Consider the following 22,745-nt stretch of genomic DNA (forward strand, 5'->3'; position numbering starts at 1 on the left):
TTCCACCGTGCCTCTGCGCCTTGACTCTGCCGTCGGCGTGAAGCTCTAGCGTAGCCGCCGTGCCGAACGAACGATCTTCCTCAACCACCCCTGCCCGAACCGCCGTTGCCGTGCTGGGCCTGGGCCCGATGGGCCGGGCGCTCACCGGGGCGCTGCGGGCCGCCGGACATCCGGTCACCGTGTGGAACCGCACACCGGGCCGGGACGCCGAGCCGCTCGCCCTCGGCGCGCGGTCGGCCGCGAGCGCCGCCGAGGCGGTGGCGGACGCCCCGCTCGCGCTGCTCTGCGTCCGCGACCAGCCGGCCGCCCGGAGCGTGCTGGAGGCGGCCGGAACGGCGCTGCGCGGCCGGACCGTCGTCAACGCCACCTCGGTCTCCCCGGACGACGCGCGGGCGAACGCCGCCGACGCCGAGGCCCGGGGCTTCCGCCTCCTGGACGCCGCGGTCCTCACCCCCACCCCGACCGTCGGCCGCCCGGAGGGCACCGTCCTCCTGAGCGGCGACGCCGAGGCCTTCGCCGCCCACGAGGCCGCACTGCGGGCACTGGGCGGCACCGTACGCCACGTGGGCGCGGACCCGGGGCGGGCGAGCGCCTTCGACGCCGCCCTGCTCGACCTGTTCTGGACCACCGTGCACGGCTACCTGCACGCCCTGGCGCTGGCCCGCGCCGAGGGCATCGGCGGCGCCGAACTCGCCCCGTACGCCCAGGGCCTGCCGCGCCTGCTGCCGCCGCTGATCGACGGCTACGCGCAGCGCGCGGACGAGCGCAGGCATCCGGGCGACCGCAGCAGTCTCGCCTCCGCCGAGGCCGGGCTGGCGCACGTCGCGCACACCGCCCGGGCGCGCGGCCTGGACACCTCCGTGCTGGACGCGGCGCTCGCCCTCACCCGGACGGCGGTCGGCGCCGGACACGGGGCGGACGGAGTGTCCGTCCTGGTCGAGCTGCTCACCGGGAGCCGGGTGCCCGGTGGCGGCCCTACTGCGCCAGGTACCCGCCGTCCACCGGCAGCACGACCCCGGTGACGAAGGACGCGTCGTCGGAGGCGAGGAAGAGGACGGCCGCCGCGACCTCGGCCGGGTCCCCCAGCCGCCCCATCGGGTGCCGCTTCTCGATCGCCGCGAGGTACTCCGGGCCACCGGGCTCGTCGTACAGCCGGGCGACGCGCGCGGTGGTGATGGTGCCGGGGGCGACGGCGTTGACCCGGATGCCGCGGTCGGCCCATTCCACGGCGAGGTGTTTGGTGAGGCCGGAGGCGACGAACTTGGCGGGCCCGTACACCGCCTGGCCGCGCTGACCGGCCTCGCCGGAGATGGAGGACAGGCAGACGATCGAGCCGCCGGGCCGGTCCTGGGCGGTCATCGCCTCGATCGCGTACTTGCAGGTGAGGAACATGCCGCGGCCGTCCACCGCCATCACGTGGTCCCAGTCCTCGGCGGTGGCCTCGGTGATCTCCATCAGGGGGATGATCCCGGCGTTGGCCACCAGGACGTCCAGTCGCCCGTGCCGCTCGACGGCGGCTGCCACCATCCGGCGGGCGTCCTCGTCCCGGGCCACGTCGCCGACCACCGTGCTGACGGCGCCGGGGAATCGTTCGGCCAGCCGGTCCAGCCCGGCCGCGTCCACATCGGTGGCGACCACCGACGCGCCCTCCCGGGCGAAGCGTTCGGCGACCGCCCTCCCGATGCCGTTGGCCGCACCCGTCACCACACAGGAGCGGCCGGCCAGCCGCCCGCCCGCCGGGCTCTCCGCGTTCACAGTCACCATGGCGGGACTCTACCCAGCCGACGGGCGGGAGCCGGGGCTCTTCGGGCGGTACGCCGGATCCGGACGGTCGGCGGCGCAAAAGCGGTCCCGGAGCGGTCCCGGAGCAGCCCCAGGACGACGCCAGGCGGCTCGAAGGGAGCACGAAAGGAGCGCGAAGGGAGCACGTAGGGACTGCGAAGGGACCGCGAACAAGCTCCAGAGCGACACGCAGGGAGCGCGAGGACGAGGCCGGCGGAGAGCCGGAACGGCGGCGGCCGGGACCGTCGGTACGGTCCCGGCCGCCGCGCCGGCTCGACTGCGGGACCTACACCCGCACGTCGGTGGCCAGGACCTACACCCGCGCGTCGGTGGCCAGGGCCTGCGCCACCGGGAGGTTGGGCTGCGGGTGGGTCAGCAGGTGCACGCCCGCCGCCAGCGCGCCGCCGACCAGCGGGGCGAGCAGGAACAGCCACAGCTGCGACAGCGCCTCGCCGCCCGCGAACAGCGCCGGGCCGAGGCTGCGCGCCGGGTTGACCGAGGTGCCGGTGAGCGGGATGCCGACCAGGTGGACGACCACCAGCGCGACGCCGATCGGCAGCCCGTCGAAGCCGACCGCGGCCAGCCGGTGGGTGACCGCCAGGACGACGTAGACCAGCAGGAAGGTGAGGACGACCTCGGTCAGGAACGCGCCGCCGGCGTTGATGTGCACCTGGGAGCGGTCGCCCCAGCCGTTGGTGCCGAGCTTGCCGTGGGTCTCCAGCCCCGGTATCTGCTTCGCCAGCAGCAGGACGAGCGCCGCGCCCGCGATGCCGCCGAGCACCTGCGCCACCCAGTACGACACCGCCGTGCGGCCGTCGATCCGGCGCGCCAGCAGGAAACCGAGCGTCACCGCCGGGTTGACGTGGCAGCCGGAGATCGGGCCGAGCGCGTACGCGAGCGCCAGCAGCACGAAGCCGAAGGCGAACGCGATGCCCACCGGACCGATCGCCTCCCCCGCGAGCACCGCCGCACCCACCGCCAGCAACACCAGCAGCAGGGTCCCGACGAACTCGCCGATCACCGCCCGCCTGTCCGTTCCGCCCATGCGCCTGGTCCTCCTGACCGTCAGGGCAGGCGGTCCGGTGCCGCCCACGTCCGGCCAACCCTGGTCGACCGTTCGGGGGACCGCATGTCGGCCGGACGGCTCAGCGCCGTGTTCACGGCGCGTCCGCCTGCCGAATTACTCCGAACGGATGAAACCGTACGAAAATGGCGAGCCCAATGCAAAACGGAGGTAAAACGGGCAGACGGGTACAGGACGGGCGGTGAACGGCTATCGGACCGTCAGCACGATCTTCCCGCGCAGGTGCCCGGCCTCGCTGACCCGCTGCGCCTCGGCCGCCTCCGCCAGCGGGAACACCCGGTGCAGCGGCAGCCGCAGGGTGCCCGCCTCGTGCAGGGCGAGCGCGGCCGCGAACGCGCGCCGGTGGTGGGACTCCACGCCCTCGACGCCGCCGTTGAACCGGACGCCGTGCTCCTGCGCCCCCACGACGTCGGCGATCGTCAGCACCCGGTCCGCGCTGCCCGTCAGCTCGATCGACAGCGGCAGCACCCCGCCCCGCCCGGCCGCGTCCAGCGCCCGGTCCACCCCGCCCGGCGCGGCGGCCCGCACCCGCTCGGCCAGGCCCTCGCCGTACGCGACCGGGATCGCGCCGAGCTCGCGCAGGTGGTCGTGGTTCGCCTCGCCGGCGGTGCCGACCACGGTGATCCCGCGCGCCCGGGCGAACTGGAGCAGCACGGTGCCGACCCCGCCGGCCGCGCCGTGCACCAGCAGCGTCTCGCCCGACCGCACGCCCAGCAGGTCGAGGACCCGCTCGGAGGTCTCGGCCGCCGTCGGGAGCGCGGCAGCCTCCTCCCAGCCCAGCCCCGCGGGCTTGTGGGCCAGCACCGCCGCGTCCACCAGCGCGTGCTCCGCGTACGCGCCGCCCATCATGCTGCCGAACACCTCGTCGCCGGGAGCGAAGCCGCCCACCCCGGCGCCGACGGCCTCGACCACGCCGGACACCTCGACACCCGGCACATAGGGGAAGACGACCGGGAAGAGCGCGGCCAGCTCGCCGGTGCGCAGCCTGCGGTCCACCGGGTTGACGCCCACGGCGCGGACCGCGACCCGCACCTGGCCGGGCCCGGGCGCGGGCAGCTCGATGTCGATCGGGCGCAGCACGTCCGCGCCGCCGAACTCGGAGAAGGCGATCGCCTTGGTCATGGAAGGTCCTTAGGTTTCAGTGGAGTTGCCGGCGGCTTCGCCGACGGAGCCAGTCGGTGGCGTTGCCGTCGGGTTCGCCGACGGGTTCGCCGACGGGTTCGCCGACGGAGTCGTCTGTGGAGCCGGCCCGTGGAGCCGGTCGCTTCCGACGACTTCCATCCTGTGCCCGGGACGGCGCGGGCCCGCCCGGCCCTTCGGACGGTTCGACCTGTCCGAACGGCCAGGCCGCGCCGGCGGCACCCGAACTAGGCTGGACCGCATGGACGACATGAACGGCGCGGCGGACACCGCCGGCACGGACGAGCCCTGGCAGCGGCACTGGGGTCGCCCCGAGGACGCGCTCGCCCGGGCCGTCGAGGTGCTGCGCGCTCCCCGGCCGGACATCCTCCCCCGCCTGTCCGAGGTGCTCGACACCCTCGTCCCGCACACCGCGCTCGCGCAGCTCAGCGGCGTCTGCACGTTCAACCCCACGAACGGCTACGGCCCGCCCGAGCTCACCGCGGCCATGAGCACGCGGGACCTGTCCCGGCTGGCCGAACGCGCGGCCGCGACCACCTCGGCCGGCCGGCCCTGGCAGGGCGAGGCCGAACTCGCCGGACGGACCCGGCCGGTGGTGGTCGTGGCCACCACGCCGGCCGACGACAGCGGCGCCGCGCTGGTCCTCGTCCGGGCGGGCACCGGACCCGTCGCACCCGGGGCACTCGCCGTCCTGCAACAGCTGTGGGACCTGGTGGTCGCCCACTCCGACCACCGCGCCACCGACGCCGCCCCCACCCAGACGGCCGCCTCCCGCGCCTCCGCCAACGCCCGGGCCCGCGCCATCGCCGAGTTCACCGGCACCCACAGCGCCGCGCTCACCGCGATCCTGGCGCCGCTGCGCGCACCCGGCCTGGACGACGCCACGGCCCGCCGCACCGCCACCGAACTGGCCGTCACCGCCCTGCTCGACCTGCGCCAGGGCGCCGAACTCGACCGCACGCTCAGCGAACAGCCCGCCGACGCCGCCTTCGCCCGCCTGGTGCGCGAACTGCGCCCGCTGCTGCGCCACACCCGGGTCCACCTCGACGCCGCGCCCCCGGCGGAGGCCGGCCGCTCCATCCCGGCGGACGCCGCGCACACCGCCCGCGACGCCGTCCGGGTGGCCGTGCTGCTGATGCTGGAACAGGAGAAGCCGACCCGGCTGCACGTCAGCTGGCAGCTCACGGCCGACGGCCTGCTGCGCGCCGTGGTGCGCGGCGACGGCCTCGGCGCACTGACCGCCGACGCCCTCACCGTCCACCGCACCGCCGACCGCATCACCGCCCTCGGCGGACACCACGGCGTCGAGGCGGTCCCCGGCTGGGGCACCACGGTGACCGTCGACCTCCCGCTGGCCCTGCCCGAACCCGCCGTCGCCACCGACCCGCTGGACGGCCTCCAGCCGCGCGAACGGGAGGTCCTCGACCAGTTGGCGCGCGGCCGCCGCAACCGGGACATCGCGGCGACGCTGCGGATCAGCGAGTCAACGGTGAAGTTCCACGTCGCCAACATCCTCGCCAAGCTCGACGTGTCCTCGCGCGGCGAGGCCGCCGCCCTGGCCCACCGCGCCGGACTGCCGCGCGGGCCGGTCGGGCTGCACGCGGCGTCCTGAACTCCCTCCCCCCGAAAGAAGACCCTCGTGACCGACCCCACCACCTGGGACCCGGCCGTCCCCGGCATCCTGCGCCTGCCCTCCGGCCGCCTCCTGCGCGGCCGCGGCCTCAGCCGCCCCCTGCCGCCCGGCCCCCGACCGGACTTCGGCCTCTACCTGTTGGGCCGCCCGCCGCACGTCGACTGGCCGAGCCGCTGGGTGCGCTGGCCCGACTTCCGCCTCCCCACCGACCGCGCGGACGCCGCCGACGCCTTCCGCGAGGCCTGGGAGCGCGCCGCCACCGAACGCGTCGAGCTCGCCTGCGCCGGCGGGCGAGGACGCACGGGCACCGCCCTCGCCTGCATCGCCGTCCTGGACGGCGTCCCGGCCGCCGAGGCCGTACCGTACGTGCGGGAGCACTACAGCCGACACGCCGTCGAAACGCCGTGGCAGCGCAAGTTCGTGGAGCGGCTAGCCTAGGCGGGGTGGGCGGCGATCCAGGGATTTCGGTGGCCAACGAGGTCACCGGAACGGTCAACGGTGACGTGATCCAGGCCGGAACGGTCAACCTGAACAAGGCCGTTGAGCCCGAGGTCACCAACGGGTCCATGGCCGCCGCCCGCGCCGCGTACGCCCGGCGGGTGCGGGAGACGTACGGGCGGCTCGATCTGGAGGTGCTCACCCCGCTCTCCGAGCAGGGCGAGCACCCGGCGGTCGAGCTGCGGGAGGTGTTCGTCACCCCGCAGGTGCGGGAGAACCCACCACCGGTGGAGCTGCCGCGCGAGCTGGTCCACCGACTTCTCACGAGTGGCGAGTTCACGGCGGAGGAACTGCCGGGCGACCTCGGGCAGTCCACCCTCGAACGGCTGCGCACCGAGTACCTGAACCGGCCGACGGAGGACGTGCTCTCCGTCCTCGCCGGGCCGCGCGGCGAACGGGTGGTCCTGCTCGGCGACCCGGGGTCGGGGAAGTCCACGCTCGCCCGGTACTTGGCCCTCACCCTGGTGCAGGACGTCGACGGTCCGCTCGCCCCGCTGGGCGGCCTGGTGCCACTGGTGGTCGAGCTGCGCCAGTACGCCGAGGGGCAGTGGCGCGAGCGCACCTTCGAGGACTTCCTCGACCACCGCCACACCGTCGCCGGAATGTCCCTCCCCGGCCCCGAGCTGCGCCAACTCCTTACCGAGGGGCGGGTCGTGGTCGTCTTCGACGGCCTGGACGAACTCTTCGACCCGGGTGTGCGCGCCGCCACCGCCGAGCGCATCGCCGCCTTCGCCGCCCGCTACGACCGGGCGCGCGTGGTTGTCACCTCGCGCGTCATCGGTTACCAGCGCGGCGCCCTCGGCGGCGCCGGGTTCACCCACTTCATGCTCCAGGACCTCGATCCGGAGCGGATCGCCCACTTCGCCCGCCGCTGGTACGGCATCGCCTGCCCGGCGGATGCCGAGCTGGCCGCCCGCCTGGTCGACCGCATCACCATCGCCGTCGGAGCTTCCCGACCAATCCGCGAACTCGCGGGCAACCCGCTGCTGTTGACCATCCTCGTCATCATCGGCCGCCGCCAGGCCCTGCCGCGTGACCGCCAGGGCGTCTACGAGCATGCGGTGCGCGTCCTGGTCGCCCACTGGGACCGCGACACCAAGCACCTCGGCATCCCCCTGAAGCCCGGCGCCGCCGAGGCCCTCGGCCTCCTCGACGACCGCGAGCGACTGGAACTGCTGCGCCTGCTCGCCCGCCGCATGCAGGAGGGAACGGGTGGCATCGCCGGGAACCACATCCACGCGGAGGAGCTGGAGGAGGTGTTCCGCGACTACTTCACCCAGTTCGGCCTCCCGCCCCATCAGTGCCTCGCCGCCGCCCGCACACTGCGGGACCAACTACGGGAGCGCAACTTCATCCTGGCCCGGTACGGCGGCGAGGTGTACGGCTTCGTCCACCGGGCCTTCCTGGAGTACCTCGCGGCGGCGGACATCGTCCACCGCTACACGGTGGGACGGGAGTGGTCTCCGGAGGAGCTGATCGAGGAGGTCTTCGAGCGGAGGACGGACGACCCTGCGTGGCACGAGGTGCTGCTGCTGGTGGTCAACCAGTTGAGCGAGACGGACGCGGGGAGGGTGGTCGACCGACTGCTGGACCGGGGGGACGAGCCGTCACTGGTCCTGGCCTTCCGGTCCCTGGCCGAGGTTCGGAAGATCGGACTGCTGCACGCGCAGAGCGACCGGGCCGTCGACCGTCTCATCAGCGCTTTCGTCACGTACTACGACTACGCCGTCCTCCACGGCGATCAGCTGATGACCGCGCTCTCCGCACTGTGTTCCGTGCCCGGTTGGACCGGGCGCGATCACTACCTCCGGTGGTTCCATCTCCGAGGACAGTTCCTCGCCGGAGCCGGTACGGCGACGATCGCGGCCACGACCCTCCACACCGACTTCCGGACCACGCGGGCCCTCGCCACGTTCGGGTCCCCGGCCACCAGGGAGTTCGCCGTGGCCGGCCTGGCCCGGCGCTGGAGCGCCCATCCGGGGATCGTGGCCGCCTTGTGCGACCTCGCCGTCCGATCCGGCCACGACCGGGCGGGCGCCGCCGCGCTGGCCGAACTGGCGGAGCGCTGGCCCGATCATCCGCGGGTCCCGCTTCCGACCGTCGTCGGGCCCGATGCCGACGACGACGGGACAGTGGAAGGCGTCCAGGCGCTCAATACGCTGTTGACGCGACTGTCGGCCGACCCCGACGACCACACCCCGATGCTGAACGCCGTCGCACACGAGTCGGTGGTCCTCCGTGCCACCGCCCTCCAGCGACTCGCGTGGGTGTGGCCCTCGCACCCCGAGGTCTTCGCCACGTTGCTCGACCGTGCCGTCAATGACTCGGACAGCCGCATCCGCTACGCGGCGGTTCACGAGCTGGCGACCCGGTGGGCCAAGGCCCCGGCCGTCCTGATGCTGTTGCGCGAGCGTGCGGGTCACGATCCTGACGCCGTCGTTCGCGTTCGCGCTCTGTCGAACCTCGCCGCCGAGGACCCCGACGACCCCGGGATCGTTTCGTCGCTCACCCGCGCGGCCGTCGATGCGGAACCTGGGCGGGTGCGGGAATCGGCACTGGAAGCATTGTCCGAATACCGGGGTTCACGGGACGAGACGGCTCTCCTGCTCCTGGATCGCATCGAGAAGGATCCCGCTCACACGGTTCGCGGCACGGCACTCAGCTGCTACGCGGTGCTCACCCCCGGATCCGCGGAGGACGTCATCCGGCGCAGGGCGGCCGACGATCCCAGCCCGGAGGTGCGCGGCCGGGCGCTGACCATGCTCGCCTGGCAGTGGCCCGGCAGCCCGGAGACCGGCGAGGCCCTCCGACGTGCTCTTGCCGATCCCGAGGTCCGCGAGGCCGCCCGAGCCGGGCTCGGGGCGGTCGCGCACCTCACCTCCGGCACCTGAACCCCTCAGAGGTCCCAGGTGCGGGCCGCCGCCCACGTCTCCAGCGGCTGCCAGTCGATCTCCGGGTGCTCGGCGTGCAGGGCGCCGGTGTCGATGGTGAGGCCGGGCTCCTGGAAGTAGCGGAACATCGTGGCGAGGTCCTCGGAGTACCCCGCCACGACCGAGAGCGGCACCTCCACGCAGCGGATCGGCCGGCCGCTCGCCGCAGTGATCGCGGCGGCGATCTGCTCGCCGGTGCGCCACTGGGAGGCGATGTCGATGCGGCGGCCCGCGTAGACCCCGGGCCGGGCGAGGACGTGGGCGGCGAAGGCGCCGATGGTGTCGGCGGCGATCACGGGGAGCGGGACGCCGGGCGGCATGGGGAGGTGGAAGACGCCGTCGCGGAGGGACTGCAGGGTCCAGTCGTTGGCGTAGTTGTCCATGAAGGCGGCCGGGCCGAGGACGGTCCACGGCAGGCCGAGGCCGGTCAGGTGCCGCTCTACCCGGTACTTGCTGTCGAAGTGCGGGATGCCGGTGGAGCGGTCGGCGTTGGTGGCGGAGGTGTAGACGACGTGCCGGACGCTTCCAACGGCCCGGGCGGCGTCCAGCAGGGCGGTGGCCTGGCGGACTTCGGCGTCGGGGTCGGTGCCGAACGGGGTGGACATCGCGAACAGCGCACCGGCGCCGTGGAGTGCCGGGGCGAGGGAGGCCGGGTCGTCGAAGTCGGCGCGGACCACGTCGGCGCCGAGGGCGGCGAGTTCGGCGGCGGCGGGCGAGCCGGGCTCGCGGGTGAGGGCGCGGACGGGGCGGCCGGCGCGCAGCAGGGCGCGGGCGGTGGCGCCGCCCTGGGCTCCGGTGGCTCCGGTGACGGCGACGGGAGGCGTGACGGCGATGGGAGGCGAGGGCTCAATTATCTGCGTCATGCAGACAACATAGGGCGCCATCTCTGCGCGACGCAAACAATTATCGGGCGGCCGGTTACCCTTCCCCCATGACGATGTCCCGCGACGAGCTGATGGCCCGGCTGTGGCCGGTCTCGCGCCGCTACCTGGCCTCGTACGTGCTGTTCAACCAGGCCGTCGCCGACCACCTGGGCATGCACCCGACCGACGTCCAGTGCCTCAACCTGCTCACCCTGGAGGACGGGCCGGTCACCACCGGCCGGATCGCCGAGCTCACCGGGCTCACCAGCGGCTCGGCCACCCGGCTGGTCGACCGGCTGGAGAAGGCCGGGCTGGTCACCCGGCAGCGCGACGAGGCGGACCGGCGGCGGGTGCTGGTCGCGGTCCGCCCCGAGGCGCTGGAGCGCTACGGGGCGGTGTGGCGCGAGCTGTCCACCGACTGGGTGGCCGCCTTCGCCGAGGACACCGAGGTCGAACTCGACTTCCTGCTACGGCACATGAACCGCACGGTCGAGCTGAGCCACCGGCAGATCGCCCGGCTCGCGGCCATGGATCCGGACGGCTCGAACGGGCCCTGAGCCCACGCGGGTGGATCCCCCCGGACGGGCCCGGACGGTCCCCGGCCGGGTCAGGACGACGCCAGTGGCGGCAGGGAACCGAGCGCGAGGACGTCGGCGCGGCCGGCGCGGTAAACGGTCCCACCGGCGGCGGCCAGCGAGATCGGGTTGCCGCCGTCGAGCGGCTCCGACTGGTCCTGCCAGCGCAGCCCGCTCGTCGCGGGATCGAAGGCGTACAGCTGCTCGTCGCCCGCATCCGCGTACACGCCACCACCGTCGGCGGCGACCATGGCGACCGGCCCGGGATGGCTGCCCGCGGGCACGTCGGTCGACCAGCGCCGGTCCCCGGTGTCGACGTCCAGCCCGGTCAGGCGGATCCCGCCGAACACGACGGCCGTCCCGTCGGCGGCCGACAGCGGACAGTCCACCACGCCGTGCTGCACGGACCTCCACCGCACCTCGCCGGTCGTCCCGTCCAGTGCGGAGACGAACGTGGAGACCATCGCCTCGTTGACGGACACGAGGAGGAGGATGCCCCGGTGGACGGTGAGCGGTCCGGTCGCGACGACGTTGCGCTCCCACAGCCGCTCCCCGCTGCGCGCGTCGAGAGCCAGGACCCCGGTCGACCTGCCCGCCGCGTACACGGTGCCGCCGGCGAGGGCCAGGGCGGCCGAGGCGCCCGCCGGACCGGTCCACCGCGGCTCGCCCGTCGCCAGGTCGTAGCAGCGCACGGAGGACCCGTGCACGGCGAACACGCTGCCGCCGCCGACGGCGGGGCCCTGCCGCCACCCGCCCTCGGACCGGTCGGGCAGGGCGGCCTCCCACCGCTGCTCCCCCGAGGCGGCGTCCAGGACGCACAGCCGGGTGTCGGTGGCCACGCAGACCACACCGTCCCCGGCGGCCACCGGCCAGCCACCCTGGGGGCCGGCCGCGTCGGGCGTGCTGACCGCACGGCTCCAACGGACCTCGCCGGTGCGCGGGTCGAGGGCGCGCACGCTGCCGTCGAACCCGGAGGCGTACAGACCCTGTTGGCGACCGGTGGACAGTGCGAGCCGCCCGTTCGCGGCGGTCGTCCGCCAGAGCCTCGGCCCGTGGGAATCCCCCTGGCGGACCCAGGCTTCGAGGCCCGCCGCGGCCGCGAGCGCGCCCAGGCCGACGACACCCATCAACAGCTTCCGGCGGCCGACCGGGCGCCGGGTCGGCCGGGTCAGCGCGCTGCCCCGCTCCGGCTCCGGCATCGGCTCCGATTCGGGCTCCGACTCCAACTCGGGCCCGGGCTCGGGCTCCGGCTCCAACTCGGGCCCGGGCTTCGCCACGTCACCCCGTGCGGCGTCCTGTCTCGCATGCTCGTTCACGCCTGACAGGACTCCGCACCCCGCCCCGGGGTTGCCCCGGAACCGGAAGAAGATCACGACACGCCGGAACGGCGGCCGACACTACGTCTTCCGCAGCTGCGGCGCCGGCACCCCGATCAGCAGCCGCCGCACCGCGTCCCAGGCCGCGCGCAGGGCGGCCGCGACGGCCCGGGTGTCGGAGCCGAGCAGCCGCAGCCAGGCGCCGCTGTCCTGCGGCAGCACGCTGACCCCGTACAGCAACTCGCCGCGGCCCCGGCCGCAGTCGGCCACGGCCTCGTGCAGGACGTCCGCGATCCGGCCCGCCGGGGCGAGCGGGCTGAGGACGTACAGGCTGGACATCACGTCGTGCCCGGCCAGCACCGCCGGCCCGGTGCCCCCGCCGCCCCCGGTCGGCGAGGGCTCCAGCCGTACGGTGTCCAGCGCCACCAACTCACCGTCCGGACGCCGCACTTCGAGGTCGGACGCGAACACCCGGTAGGCGTTGCGCTCGCCCCGGGCGAGCCGGCCGGCCAGGACGGTCTCACCGGCCAGCACCGTCGCGTCCGGGTCGACGGTGAGGACGGTCCGCTGGTAGAGGCGCGAGTCGACGAAGGGGATGACCGGCTCGGGCAGGTACTCGACGTAGGCGCGCGGGCCCGCCGACAGGTTGACCAGCTGCGTCGCGTAGTCGTGCTCCATCCGGTAGACCTTGGTGGCCGCCTGGGTGGTCAGGTGGACCGCCGTGTCGGCGCCGCAGCGCAGGTCGGTGCGGAGCCGGTCGGCCTGGAGGATCCCGCCGCCGGTGGACATCAGGAAGGTGACGGCGAGGTCGGGGCGGGCCGGGTCGAAGTACAGCGGGCGCATGATCTGCAACGGCGACTTCTGGTAGTGGCCGGTGAGTTCGGTGCGCCCGCCGACCTGTTCGAAGGCCAGTTCCAGCAGCCCGACCTTGCCGGGACGCCCGACCGCGAGGGTGTCGGGCGTCCCGGCGTGGCGCCGGACCTCGTGCGGGACGCGGGCCGGCTCGTAGTGCCGGGGGTCGAGCCGGGGCACCCCCGCAGCCGGAGCGTCCGCACCGGCCGCGCCGGCCGCACCGGGCACACCGGGCACACCGGCCTGAGCGGCCGCACCGACCCGAACGTCCCGGACATCCTGAACGTCCCGAACGTCCTGGGCAGCCGACGGGACTGTCACGCCGGGACCTTGCGGAAGGTCTCCAGGAAGGCCGCGATCTCCTCCAGCCCCTCCCCCGTCAGGCAGTTGGTGAGCACCACCGGCCCGCCCTCGCGCACCCGGTGGGCGTCGGACTCCATCACCTCGAGGTCGGCGCGGACGTACTGGGCGATGTCGATCTTGTTGATGACCAGCAGGTCCGACTCGGTGATGCCGGGGCCGCGCTTGCGGGGCATCTTCTCGCCCTCGGCGGTGTCGAGGACGAAGAGGAAGAGGTCCACCAGCACCGGGCTGAAGGTCAGGGTGAGGTTGTCGCCGCCGGACTCGAACAGCAGCGTGTCGACGTCCGGGAAGCGCTCCAGCATCTCGGCGCCGGCCGCGAGGTTCATCGTCGGGTCGTCCCGGACGGCCGTGTGCGGGCAGGCGCCGGTCTCCACGCCGACCACCCGCTCCGGGTCCAGCAGCCCGGCCAGGGTGCGCCGCACGTGCTGGGCGTCCTCCTGGGTGTAGATGTCGTTGGTGATGACCGCCGGGCGGTGGCCGCGGGCGATCAGCACCGGGACGAGCGCCTCGATCAGCGCCGTCTTGCCGGAGCCCACCGGCCCGCCGATGCCCACGCGGAGCACGTTCTCGGTCAACTCTCCTCCTTGGATTGGTAGTTCTGGTGGCACACGTACGCATCGAGTGGTCAACTCATGAACAGCCGGGCCTCCGCCCGCTCGTGCCGCCCGGACATGACGTCCGCGACCGGCACGCAGCCGCCGAGGTCCGCCAAGTCCCGTGCCAGCGCGGCGGAGACGACCTCCCGGATCACCGGGGAGGCCGCCCGCAGCACCACCTGCGCCTGGCGGTGGTCGGTCAGCCGCAGCCGGAGCGCCGCGCCGACGAAGCTGGCGCAGAACGCGAACAGGTCGCTGGTGACGGCCTGTTCGACCGGAACGCCGGCCGAGGCGTACGCCACCCCGGCCGCCACCGCCTGGCAGCCGGGGGCCCGCTTCCGCGCGACCAGTGCGGCGTACCGCTCCAGCGCCTCGCCGCCCACCGACTCCCGGGCGATGTCCAGGAGTTGGCGTCCGGTCCGGGTGGCGGCCAGGCGCAGTTCGCGGTTGAGCCGGGTGGCGTGCAGCCGCTGGTCGGTCTCGGCGAGCAGCTCCCAGTCGCCCGCCGTGGCCGCCCGGTGGGCCAGGACCAGCGCCGTGGCGTCGGACGGTCCGACGCCGTGCCGCAGCAGGTCGGCGAGCAGCGCGGGCAGGGTGTCCGGGGTGACGGCCTTGGCCTGGGCGTAGCCCTCCAGCCCGTGCGACAGGGTGTAGAAGCCGCTGGGGAAGGCCGAGTCGGTCAGTTGGAGGCAGACCAGCAGCGCGTCCAGGCCGTCCCCCGACACACCGGCGTCGGCAGCGGCAGCGGCAGCGACACCAGCAACACCACCGGCGTCGGCGACATCGGTGCCGCTCACGCGAGGTAGAACAGGTGGTTGAGCGGCAGTTCGCGGGCCGGGTCGATGGTGGCGGGCTCGCCGTCCAGGGTGACCTTGTACGTCTCCGGGTCGACCGCGATCTTCGGCAGCGCGTCGTTGCGCACCATGTGCTGCTTGCCGACCGAACGGCACCGCCGGACCGGCAGCACCCGGCTCTCCAGGCCGAGTCGGGCCGGAACCCCGAGGTCGACGGCGGCCTGCGACATGAAGGACACCCGGGTGGCCTGCCTGGTCCGGCCGTACTGGCCGAACATCGGGCGGTAGTAGACCGGCTGCGGGGTGGGCAGCGAGGCGCTCGGGTCGCCCATCAGCGCCCAGTTGATCACGCCGCCCTTGATGACCATCTTCGGCTTGGCGGCGAAGGAGTTGATCGGCCAGAGCACGATGTCGGCGAGCTTTCCGGGCTCCAGCGAGCCGATGTGGTCGGCGGTGCCGGAGGCGACGGCCGGGTTGATGGTGAGCTTGGCGAGGTAGCGCAGCACTCGGGCGTTGTCGTTGCGCTCGCTGTCGCCGGCCAGCTTGCCGCGCTGGTCCTTGCAGTGGTGGGCGGTCTGGAAGGCGCGGGTGAAGGACTCGCCGATCCGGCCCATCGCCTGCGAGTCGGAGGAGAAGATCGAGATGACGCCCTCGTCGTGCAGCACGGTCTCGGCGGCGATGGTCTCGGCGCGGACCCGGGAGTCGGCGAAGGAGACGTCCTCGGGGATGCTGTGGCTGAGGTGGTGGCAGACCATCACCATGTCCAGCAGCTCGTCCACCGAGTTGACGGTGTAGGGCAGCGTGGGGTTGGTGGAGGACGGCAGCACGTTGGGCTCGCCGGCGATCCGCATGATGTCGGGGGCGTGGCCGCCGCCCGCGCCCTCGGTGTGGAAGGTGTGGATGGTGCGGCCGTCGATCGCGGACAGGGTGTCCTCGAAGTAGCCGGACTCGTTGAGGGTGTCGGTGTGGATGGCCACCTGCACGTCGTACTCGTCGGCGACGCTCAGCGCGCTGTCGATCGCGGCCGGGGTGCTGCCCCAGTCCTCGTGCACCTTGAGGCCGCACACGCCCGCCTCGACCTGCTCGCGCAGGGCTCCGGGCAGCGAGCCGTTGCCCTTGCCGAGCAGGCCGACGTTGACGGGCAGGTCCTCGACCGCCTGGTACATCCGGTGGATGTTCCACGGGCCGGGGGTGCAGGTGGTGCCGTTGGTGCCGTCGGACGGGCCGGTGCCGCCGCCGATCAGGGTGGTGATGCCGTTGCTCAGCGCCTCCTGCACCTGCTGCGGGGCGATGAAGTGGATGTGGGTGTCGATGCCGCCGGCGGTGGCGATCAGGTGCTCGCCGGAGATCACCTCGGTGCCGGGGCCGATCACCAGCCGCGGGTGCACGCCGCTCTGGGTGTGCGGGTTGCCGGCCTTGCCGACGGCGACGATCAGGCCGTCCTTGACGCCGATGTCGCCCTTGACCACGCCGAGCACCGCGTCCATGACGACCACGTTGGTGATGACCAGGTCGAGCGCCCCCTGGAGCGAGGTCGCGGCCGGGTCCTGGGCCATCCCGTCGCGGATGCCCTTGCCGCCGCCGTAGACGGCCTCGTCGCCGTAGTGGCCCTGGTTGAAGTCCTGCTCGACCTCGACCAGGAGGTTGGTGTCGGCGAGGTGGAAGCGGTCGCCGACGGTGGGGCCGAAGAGGTCGGTGTACTGCCTGCGGGAGAGGATGGCCATCAGCGGTCGCCTTCCTGGTGGGTCTCCGTGCGGAAGTCCCGGGGCCGGTCTTCCTTGTGGTCGAGGTTGGTGCCCTTGAAGCCGAGGGCGATGGCCCGGTCGACGGCGCGGGCGCGGGTGGCGGGGGCGGTGATGCCGCCGTCCACGAGGTTGGCGAAGCCGACCAGGCGGCGGTGGCCGCCGAACTCGGCGAGCGTGACGTCCTTGGTGTCGCCCGGCTCGAACCGGACGGCGGTGCCGGCCGGGATGTCCAGGTGCTTGCCGAAGGCGGCGTTGCGGTCGAAGTCGAGGGCGCGGTTGGCCTCGAAGAAGTGGTAGTGGGAGCCCACCTGGATCGCCCGGTCGCCGGTGTTGCTGACCGTGACGGTGGCCTTGGCGCGGCCGGCGTTGATCTCCACCGGGTCCTCGCCGTACAGGTATGCGGCGCTACCGGACATGGTCGGCCTTCCTTTCTGCCGGGTCAGTGGGGGCGTGTGCGGGTCCCCGGGTGTGGCCGGGGCGGTCGTGCGAATGGTGCTGGTGGTTCTGATGCTGGTGCTGGTTCCCGTGCTGCTGGTGGTGGTGCTGGTTCCCGTGCTGCTGCTGGTGGTGGTGCTGATGGCTCTGCTCGTCCGGCCCGTGGCTGTGCGCGTAGCCGTGCCCGTGCTCGGCGTCGAGGCCGGCGAGGATGCCGTCCTCCCCGTGCCCGAGCAGGTGCAGCGCCGCCGCCGTCCGGGCCGCGACCACCCCGGCGACGGCGGATGGCCGCAGCAGCGGACCGCCGTCCCGTACGCCGGGCAGCGGGGTGCGCAGGGCCGGCCCGAAGGAGGCCGGAACGGCCGTCACCTCGCGGGCGCCGAGCAGGCGGCAGCGTTCGGCGCCCTCGGCCGGGTCGGGGTCGCCGCCGTCGAGGGCGACCTCGACCCACCGGTGCCGGCCGTACTGGCGGGCGAGGCGGGCGATCCGGAACAGCTCGGCGTCCTCGAACGGGCCGGCCGCCGGCGCGGTGACCAGCACCGCGCCGTCGGGGGCGGCGCCGGCGGCGGCGCGCAGCCAGCCGATCAGGTGGTCGGCGGCGGCGAAGGGGGCGGTGAGCGCGAGCCGTCCGCGGCCTTCCCCGGCGGCCAGCCAGCGCAGCGCCCGGGCGGTGTCGGCGACCAGTCCGGGGTCGCGGCCGAGCGTCATCGGCACGACGCACACCGGTCCGTCGCCCGCCGCGGCGAGCGCCGACCGTACGGCCTCGGTGAGCGGACGGCCCGCGGGGGCGACGGCGTGCACGGTGGCACTCCCGGCGGTCGGGGGCCGGGTGGTGGGAGGCACCGTGGTCGGGGGCCGGGCGGCGGCCGGCCCGGTGGACCCGCCTGCCACCAGGGCGGCGAGGTCCCGTCCGCCGTCGCTCTCGTGCCCACCGGCCAGCACCACGGTGGCGGCCTGATTCCGGGTCATCGCTCAGGCACCCACCGGGTCGTGGCAGGAGACCAGCTTGGTCCCGTCCAGGAACGCCGCCTCGACCTGGAGCAGCGGGAGCATCTCGCGCACGCCGGGCATGACGTCCTCGCCGCCGACGACCTGCTTGCCGATCTCCATGCACTCGGCGACGGTCCGGCCGTCCCGGGCGCCCTCCATGATCGCCTCGCTGATCAGCGCGCAGGCCTCGCTGTAGTTCAGCTTGACGCCGCGGTCTCGGCGTTTGCGGGCCAGGTCGGCGACGACGTAGATGTACAGCTTGTCCATCTCACGCGGCGAGAGATTCACGGGTATCACTCTTCCTTTCCGGGAATCCGATGAATGGCAGGGAGTGCTCGCGGCAATCGACCTGCCGAGGTTCAAAAAAGCGACGAGAAGAGAGAGAAGAGAGGGAAACAGGGGAACGAGAGCGGCGGGGAAAGTGGGGAAAGTGAGGGGATTGCGGGGACGTCGGGCGCGGAATCAGACCCGGCGCAGGCGCGGGACGGCCGGCACGGCCGCCAGGAACAGCATCGTGGTCAGCACGAACGGCCAGGTGAAGGCATGGCCGCCGAAGGGCGCGGAGACCGCGCCGAGCGCCGGGGTCAGCACCGTCGCGCCGGCCGCACCGAGCAGGGCGTAGGCCGCGCTCCAGGCGTCGGGCGCCAGGAACACCCCGCACAGCGCGAGGGCGACCAGCACCCCGCTGTACCCGAGCAGACCCTGCCCGACGGCCTCGCCGGGGGCGCCGAACGCCCAGGCCGCGAGCAGCCCGGTGGCGCTTCCCGCGCAGGCCATCAGGCCCGCGAGCCGGCTCGCCGCGAACAGCCCGGCCAGGAACAGCAGGCCGGCGTACCACTGCGGCACGAGGAAGATCTGACCGATGTTCGCGAAGAACCCGTGCCAGAGCTGGTCCCAGCTCAGCCCGGTCGGCCCCTCCGCCGGAACGGGCAGGGCGGCGGGCGCTCCCGTCCCGTGCCACAGCCGCCGGAGGCCGGGGGCGGCCGCCGTGACGGCGGTCGCGACCAGGCAGAACGGCGCGGTCAACGCGGGCAGCCGCCAGGTGGCGAGCAGCGCCCCGAGTCCGGCCGTGACCACCACGGCGACGGCGGCCCCGAGGACCGCCACCGCGACCGTCGCGGGGTGCCCGGCGCCCAGGAGGACGGCGCACCCCAGCGCCACCAGGCACCCGTTGTACCCGTGCAGCCCCGCCCCGACGGCCTCCCGGTCGAGCCCGAGCCCGTACGCGGCGGCGGTGGAGACGGCACTGCCCAGCAGCCCGTAGAGGCCGTACCGCCAGTCGGCGGCGAACAGTGCGGCCACGAAGAAGAGTCCGCAGACGACGGACGGCATGAAATCGACCTGCGCGACGCCGCGCAGCACTTCCGCGAACCACCTGCCGGATATCGGACGAGTCGCCACCGAGGCGCTCTCCCCACCCTGTTGCCCATTCATGCTGCGCACCAATTTTCCGGTACGGCCGGCCTGCCTGAAAGTCGGCCCCGGCGATTCCTCCGGAACCGTACTCCTACGGTTTGCGAAGTCCAGGGGGCACGGGGTGTTATGCCAAATCCACGAAGGGTGACCATCGGGCCACTGAGCTGCAACAATCTGTTGAAGTCAGTGCGGGTCGCGTTCGTTGCAGGGAGAAATCCTTTGCGAAGTTTTACCGACGGTTGGCATCGGCGCCGCCGGGGTCCGCGCTCACTCCACCCGGCCCAGATGCCGAGCCAGGAACCGTTCGGAGGAGAGCAGTTGAAGCTCCGGCAGCTCCAAATGGCCCCCGGGGTTGGCGTGCAGCGTCTTCTCCCGCGAACCCAGCGCGCCGAACAGGGCCAGCGCCCCCTCGCGCAGGACCAGTTCGTCGTCCCACTGGAGGAGGAACTCCACCGGCACCCCGACCCGCTCCGCCGCCTCCGTCTGCGACGGGTGCCCTGTCAGCCCGAACACCGCGACGGCGACCCGGGGTTCGGCCGCCGCCAGCGGGATGCCGATCGCGCTCCCCAGCGACAGCCCCCAGTACCCCACCGGCCCGAGGCCCTCCGCCCGCCTGCCCAGCGCGTCCAGCACGGCCACCCATTCCGGCACCGCCCGCTCCGCGAGGGCCGCCGTGTGCCGCGCCACCCACGCGCTGATCGGCCGCCCCGCGGCGATCAACTCCCCGATCTCGGTGGCGAACCGCTCGTCCTGCGCGCTGCGCGGCCGCTCCCCGTGCCCCGGCGCGTCCAGCGCCACCGCCGCGCACCCGAGCTCCCGCACGCACCGGCGGGCCCGGTCCACCAGCCCCGGCACCAGCTTGTGCTGCCCGCCGCCGTGCCCCAGCAGTACCAGCGGCCGCCCGCCGGGGGGCGGTCCGTCCGGCTGCCAGAGCACCCCGGGCACGCCGTCGAGGGTGAAGCGGCGCTGCGTCACGCCGTCCGCGCTGGATTCCGAGGTGAAGTGCACCCCGCCATCATGGCTCCCGACACACGTTCGAGTCCCGGCTTTTCCGCGTTGCCGCCGGAGCGGACCGCGACCGGCGGCTGGGGCGTGTCTGACGATTCCCGCCGGGCCCGGCCGGTGCGGCGGCGCCGAAAGGCACCGGAGGGCACCGGAGGGCACCGGAGGCCGGGCGGGCCGACGTTCCGCTCCTGGCTCGCCGCACCGGGGGTCCGGTGCCCGTGAGCGCTACCGCGCGGCCGGGGCGGACTCGCCGAGGAAGGCGAGGAGGAGGGCGGTGGTTTCGGCCGGGCGCTCCAGGCTGGGGAGGTGGCCGGCCCAGGGGAGTTCCTGGTGGCGGGCGTCGGGGAGGAGGGTGGGGAGGGTGGCGGCGATGTCGCGGAAGTCCTGGAAGTCGTGGGCGCCGGCCACGGCCAGGGTGGGGGCGGTGATCCGGCCGAGGTCGACGTCCTCGCGGTCGGGGCCGAACGTCGCCTCCATCTGGACGTCGAAGGCGTGACGCTGCATCCGGCGGACGTGCGCGCGCGTCTGCTCGTCGGCCTCCGGGCCGAGCCAGGACTCGACGTTCAGCTCGACGGCCGCGTCGATCTCCCCGGCCTCGATCAGCTCGTCCTCCCGGCCGCCGAATGCGCGCAGGGTGTCGCTGGGCCGGTGCCCGGGGATGCCCGCGCAGAGCAGGGCCAGCCTGGTGACCGCCTCGGGGCGCAGCGCGGCCGCCGTCAGGGCGATCCGGCCGCCGTGGGAGGCGCCGACCAGGGCGGCGGCCTCGATGCCCAGGTGGTCGAGCAGGGCCAGGACGTCCCCGGTGTCGCTGTACGGGCCGTCCGCGAGCGGCGTGTCGCCGAAGCCGCGGAAGTCGCAGCGGACCACCCGGTACCCGGCGTCGATCAGCGGCTGCCACTGCGCGTCCCACATCCGCCGGTCGCACACCGAGGAGTGCAGCAGCACCACGGCGGGCCCACTGCCTGCTACGTCATGAGAAATGATCATCCGGCGGATAGTAGTGCCCTTGCCGCCGTTCCCCAAGCGGTTTGAAGCCGCCGCACCCACCCGGTAAGCGCTTCCGGCCTCCCCGGGGCTCTGGACGGGTGAAGGAGGTGATCGGAGGTGCTCATGGGAGAAGCGAAGAGCGATCGGGACGACGGGTTCCAGGCGTTCATCGTCGCGGCCTGGCCGCGCCTGGTACGGACGGCGTACCTGCTGGCCGGCGAGCAGTACGCGGCCGAGGACCTGGTGCAGTCCGCCGCCGAGAAGGCCTGCGCGGCCTGGTCGAAGGTGCGCCGGGCCGACGATCCGTACGCCTACGTGCGGCGGATCCTGGTCAACCAGCACGCCCGGCGCTGGCGCCGCCGGGCGCCGGAGCTGCTGGTGGACGCGGTGCCGGACACGGCGGGGGCGGAGGACGGCTTCGCGCGCTCCGACCAGCGCGGGGCCCTGCTGGCCGCGCTGGCCACCCTGCCACCGCGCCAGCGCGAGGCGGTGGTGCTGCGGCACTGGGAGGACCTGAGCGACAGCCGGACGGCGGCGGCCATGGGCTGCTCGGTGGGTGCGGTGCGCAGCCACGCGGCGAAGGGCATCGCCCGGCTGCGGCAGGTCTCGGCGCTGGTGGAACTCAAGGACACGACACGGATCGGAGGAGTGGCATGAACGGGGAGCCGGACGGGGTGGGTACGGGCGCGGACGACGGCGAGGACCTGTGGGTGGGGTTCGGCCTCGCCGAGGCCGCGGCCGGCGCGAGGATCGGCCCGGCGCCGGTGGCGGACATCGTGGCGGGCGGCCGCCGGCTGCGGCACCGCCGCCGTACGGTGGTCGGCGCGGCGGTGCTGGCCTCGGTGGTGGCCCTGACCGGGGGTGCGCTGGCGCAGCTGCGCCCGGGCGGGGCACCCGCCCGAGCGATCGGTGCCGCGGGCGTCGGCGCCGCGCTCTCCCCGATGCCCGGCCCCACGCCGGAGCGCACTCCCGGGTGGGGCTCCCCCATCCCGCCGGACGGGACCGCCCCGGCCTTTCGGAACCCGCTCGCCCCGGTCCGGGTGCTGCTGGGCCAGGGCCTGACCCCGGACGGCAAGCAGTGGCAGCTGTGGGAGGCACTGTGGCCGCAGGCTCCGCAGTGGCAGGCGTTCGAGCAGGCGACGGCGTTGTGGGAGGAGCGCAGCCGGTACGACCCGGCGGTCCCCGAGCCGACGCCGGAGTACGTCCGGCAGTACTGGCAGCCGGACTCCGACGTCACCAACGTCTACTTCACGGTGGACGGGGTGCGGCAGTCCCACGACTCCGAGGGCACCCAGGCGGCCCCGGGCAAGGTCGACCCGCGCAGCCGGACCGCTTTCGGCGGCGGCCTGGTCGGCCACCGGGGCAAGGGCGACACCGTGGCCCCGCTCGACGTGGTGCTGCTCTCCCTCGGTCCGGACGTCGGCCGGGTGGTGGTGACCTGGGCGGACGGCAGCACCACCGAGCCGGCGTTCGTCACCGTGGCCGACTCCCCCGTCCGCGCGATGGTGGTGGCCCGCCCGGGGACGATGCGGGCGAAGTCCTGGCAGTTCTTCGACAAGGACGGCAACACGCTCCCGGACGCCGGAGCCCGGTACCTGACGGAGCCTCCCTCCTGAGCCGGACGGCGGGAGTGGGGGGGGGGGGGGGGGGGACTCCCCCCCCCCCCCCCCCCCCCCACCACGCAACAACCCCCCGGCCACCCCCCCACCCCCCCCGCGGAGACCGGTGGCGAGAACGGCGG

General features: G+C 74.1%; 22 protein-coding genes. 7 read left to right on the forward strand and 15 right to left on the reverse strand.

Translation table 11 applies throughout. The features are described 5' to 3' along the window. Positions 1-110: 110 nt before the first annotated feature. Positions 111-1,022, forward strand: a complete 912-nt coding sequence (locus ACFVGO_RS07405; protein ID WP_380631042.1) for an NAD(P)-dependent oxidoreductase — start codon at positions 111-113, stop codon at positions 1,020-1,022. Here ACFVGO_RS07405 and ACFVGO_RS07410 read toward each other — a convergent pair. From ACFVGO_RS07410 to ACFVGO_RS07420, 3 genes are all read right to left on the reverse strand, one after another. After that, positions 976-1,764 carry an SDR family NAD(P)-dependent oxidoreductase gene (locus ACFVGO_RS07410; RefSeq protein ID WP_380348448.1) on the reverse strand — a complete coding sequence of 263 codons (789 nt, stop codon included), beginning with the start codon at positions 1,762-1,764 and terminating at the stop codon, positions 976-978. The genes ACFVGO_RS07405 and ACFVGO_RS07410 overlap by 47 nt on opposite strands. Positions 1,765-2,095: 331 nt before the next feature. Beyond that, positions 2,096-2,827 carry an MIP family channel protein gene (locus ACFVGO_RS07415; protein WP_380352610.1) on the reverse strand — a complete coding sequence of 244 codons (732 nt, stop codon included), beginning with the start codon at positions 2,825-2,827 and terminating at the stop codon, positions 2,096-2,098. A 228-nt stretch (positions 2,828-3,055) separates the two neighbouring features. Next, entirely contained in the window at positions 3,056-3,988 is a 933-nt protein-coding gene (locus ACFVGO_RS07420; RefSeq protein WP_380631043.1) for an NADP-dependent oxidoreductase, read from the reverse strand. Between the two features lie 259 nt (positions 3,989-4,247). Here ACFVGO_RS07420 and ACFVGO_RS07425 point away from each other — a divergent pair, with 259 nt between their 5' ends. The 3 genes from ACFVGO_RS07425 to ACFVGO_RS07435 are packed head-to-tail and all read left to right on the forward strand — an operon-like array spanning position 4,248 to position 9,028. Then, entirely contained in the window at positions 4,248-5,618 is a 1,371-nt protein-coding gene (locus ACFVGO_RS07425; protein ID WP_380631044.1) for a LuxR C-terminal-related transcriptional regulator, read from the forward strand. A gap of 27 nt (positions 5,619-5,645) precedes the next feature. Beyond that, positions 5,646-6,077 carry a protein phosphatase gene (locus ACFVGO_RS07430; protein WP_380352614.1) on the forward strand — a complete coding sequence of 144 codons (432 nt, stop codon included), beginning with the start codon at positions 5,646-5,648 and terminating at the stop codon, positions 6,075-6,077. 29 nt (positions 6,078-6,106) lie between these two features. Then, on the forward strand, positions 6,107-9,028 hold the full coding sequence (locus ACFVGO_RS07435; RefSeq protein ID WP_380631045.1) for an NACHT domain-containing protein: 2,922 nt from the start codon (positions 6,107-6,109) through the stop codon (positions 9,026-9,028). Between the two features lie 5 nt (positions 9,029-9,033). Here the strand turns inward: ACFVGO_RS07435 and ACFVGO_RS07440 are convergent, their stop codons facing one another. After that, the gene (locus ACFVGO_RS07440) at positions 9,034-9,930 is read right to left on the reverse strand and encodes an NmrA/HSCARG family protein (RefSeq protein WP_380631046.1); all 897 of its coding nucleotides are present in this window, start codon (positions 9,928-9,930) and stop codon (positions 9,034-9,036) included. 74 nt (positions 9,931-10,004) lie between these two features. On the opposite strand from ACFVGO_RS07440, the gene ACFVGO_RS07445 reads away from it, so the two are divergent. Then, positions 10,005-10,487: a MarR family winged helix-turn-helix transcriptional regulator gene (locus ACFVGO_RS07445; RefSeq protein WP_380352673.1), complete on the forward strand. Its 483-nt coding sequence runs from the start codon at positions 10,005-10,007 to the stop codon at positions 10,485-10,487. A gap of 50 nt (positions 10,488-10,537) precedes the next feature. Here ACFVGO_RS07445 and ACFVGO_RS07450 read toward each other — a convergent pair whose 3' ends face one another. From ACFVGO_RS07450 to ACFVGO_RS07500, 11 genes are all read right to left on the reverse strand, one after another. Next, complete coding sequence (locus ACFVGO_RS07450; RefSeq protein ID WP_380631047.1) at positions 10,538-11,782, reverse strand: PQQ-binding-like beta-propeller repeat protein; 1,245 nt, start codon at positions 11,780-11,782, stop codon at positions 10,538-10,540. 120 nt (positions 11,783-11,902) lie between these two features. Further along, positions 11,903-12,901: an urease accessory protein UreD gene (locus ACFVGO_RS07455; protein ID WP_380631048.1), complete on the reverse strand. Its 999-nt coding sequence runs from the start codon at positions 12,899-12,901 to the stop codon at positions 11,903-11,905. Positions 12,902-12,990: 89 nt separating this feature from the next. After that, positions 12,991-13,611, reverse strand: coding sequence for an urease accessory protein UreG (ureG, locus tag ACFVGO_RS07460; protein ID WP_380352622.1), 621 nt, complete (start codon positions 13,609-13,611; stop codon positions 12,991-12,993). A gap of 50 nt (positions 13,612-13,661) precedes the next feature. Further along, positions 13,662-14,429 carry an urease accessory protein UreF gene (locus tag ACFVGO_RS07465; protein WP_380631049.1) on the reverse strand — a complete coding sequence of 256 codons (768 nt, stop codon included), beginning with the start codon at positions 14,427-14,429 and terminating at the stop codon, positions 13,662-13,664. Then, positions 14,426-16,150, reverse strand: coding sequence for an urease subunit alpha (gene ureC, locus ACFVGO_RS07470; RefSeq protein ID WP_380631050.1), 1,725 nt, complete (start codon positions 16,148-16,150; stop codon positions 14,426-14,428). Before ureC ends, ACFVGO_RS07465 begins: the two co-directional genes overlap by 4 nt. Next, positions 16,150-16,587 carry an urease subunit beta gene (locus tag ACFVGO_RS07475; RefSeq protein ID WP_359904398.1) on the reverse strand — a complete coding sequence of 146 codons (438 nt, stop codon included), beginning with the start codon at positions 16,585-16,587 and terminating at the stop codon, positions 16,150-16,152. Before ACFVGO_RS07475 ends, ureC begins: the two co-directional genes overlap by 1 nt. After that, a complete protein-coding gene (locus ACFVGO_RS07480) occupies positions 16,577-17,575 on the reverse strand; it encodes a cobalamin biosynthesis protein CbiX (protein WP_380631051.1) in 999 nt (332 codons plus the stop codon). The genes ACFVGO_RS07475 and ACFVGO_RS07480 overlap by 11 nt, the downstream gene beginning before the upstream one ends. A 3-nt stretch (positions 17,576-17,578) precedes the next feature. After that, positions 17,579-17,884 carry an urease subunit gamma gene (locus ACFVGO_RS07485; RefSeq protein WP_188298983.1) on the reverse strand — a complete coding sequence of 102 codons (306 nt, stop codon included), beginning with the start codon at positions 17,882-17,884 and terminating at the stop codon, positions 17,579-17,581. A 174-nt stretch (positions 17,885-18,058) separates the two neighbouring features. Next, entirely contained in the window at positions 18,059-18,997 is a 939-nt protein-coding gene (locus tag ACFVGO_RS07490; RefSeq protein ID WP_359904404.1) for an urea transporter, read from the reverse strand. Positions 18,998-19,279: 282 nt separating this feature from the next. Next, entirely contained in the window at positions 19,280-20,020 is a 741-nt protein-coding gene (locus ACFVGO_RS07495) for an alpha/beta hydrolase (RefSeq protein ID WP_359904406.1), read from the reverse strand. 222 nt (positions 20,021-20,242) lie between these two features. After that, positions 20,243-21,004 (reverse strand): alpha/beta fold hydrolase, encoded by a 762-nt coding sequence (locus tag ACFVGO_RS07500; RefSeq protein WP_359904409.1) that lies wholly within the window; start codon positions 21,002-21,004, stop codon positions 20,243-20,245. Positions 21,005-21,127: 123 nt separating this feature from the next. Here ACFVGO_RS07500 and ACFVGO_RS07505 point away from each other — a divergent pair, with 123 nt between their 5' ends. Together ACFVGO_RS07505 and ACFVGO_RS07510 are read left to right on the forward strand one after the other, a co-directional pair. Continuing rightward, positions 21,128-21,661 (forward strand): SigE family RNA polymerase sigma factor, encoded by a 534-nt coding sequence (locus ACFVGO_RS07505; RefSeq protein WP_359904443.1) that lies wholly within the window; start codon positions 21,128-21,130, stop codon positions 21,659-21,661. After that, entirely contained in the window at positions 21,658-22,620 is a 963-nt protein-coding gene (locus ACFVGO_RS07510; protein WP_380631052.1) for a hypothetical protein, read from the forward strand. Before ACFVGO_RS07505 ends, ACFVGO_RS07510 begins: the two co-directional genes overlap by 4 nt. The last annotated feature ends 125 nt before the right edge of the window (positions 22,621-22,745 follow it).

The organism is Kitasatospora sp. NPDC057738 (genome assembly GCF_042798815.1).
GTDB classification, from domain to species: Bacteria; Actinomycetota; Actinomycetes; order Streptomycetales; family Streptomycetaceae; genus Kitasatospora; species Kitasatospora lactacystinica.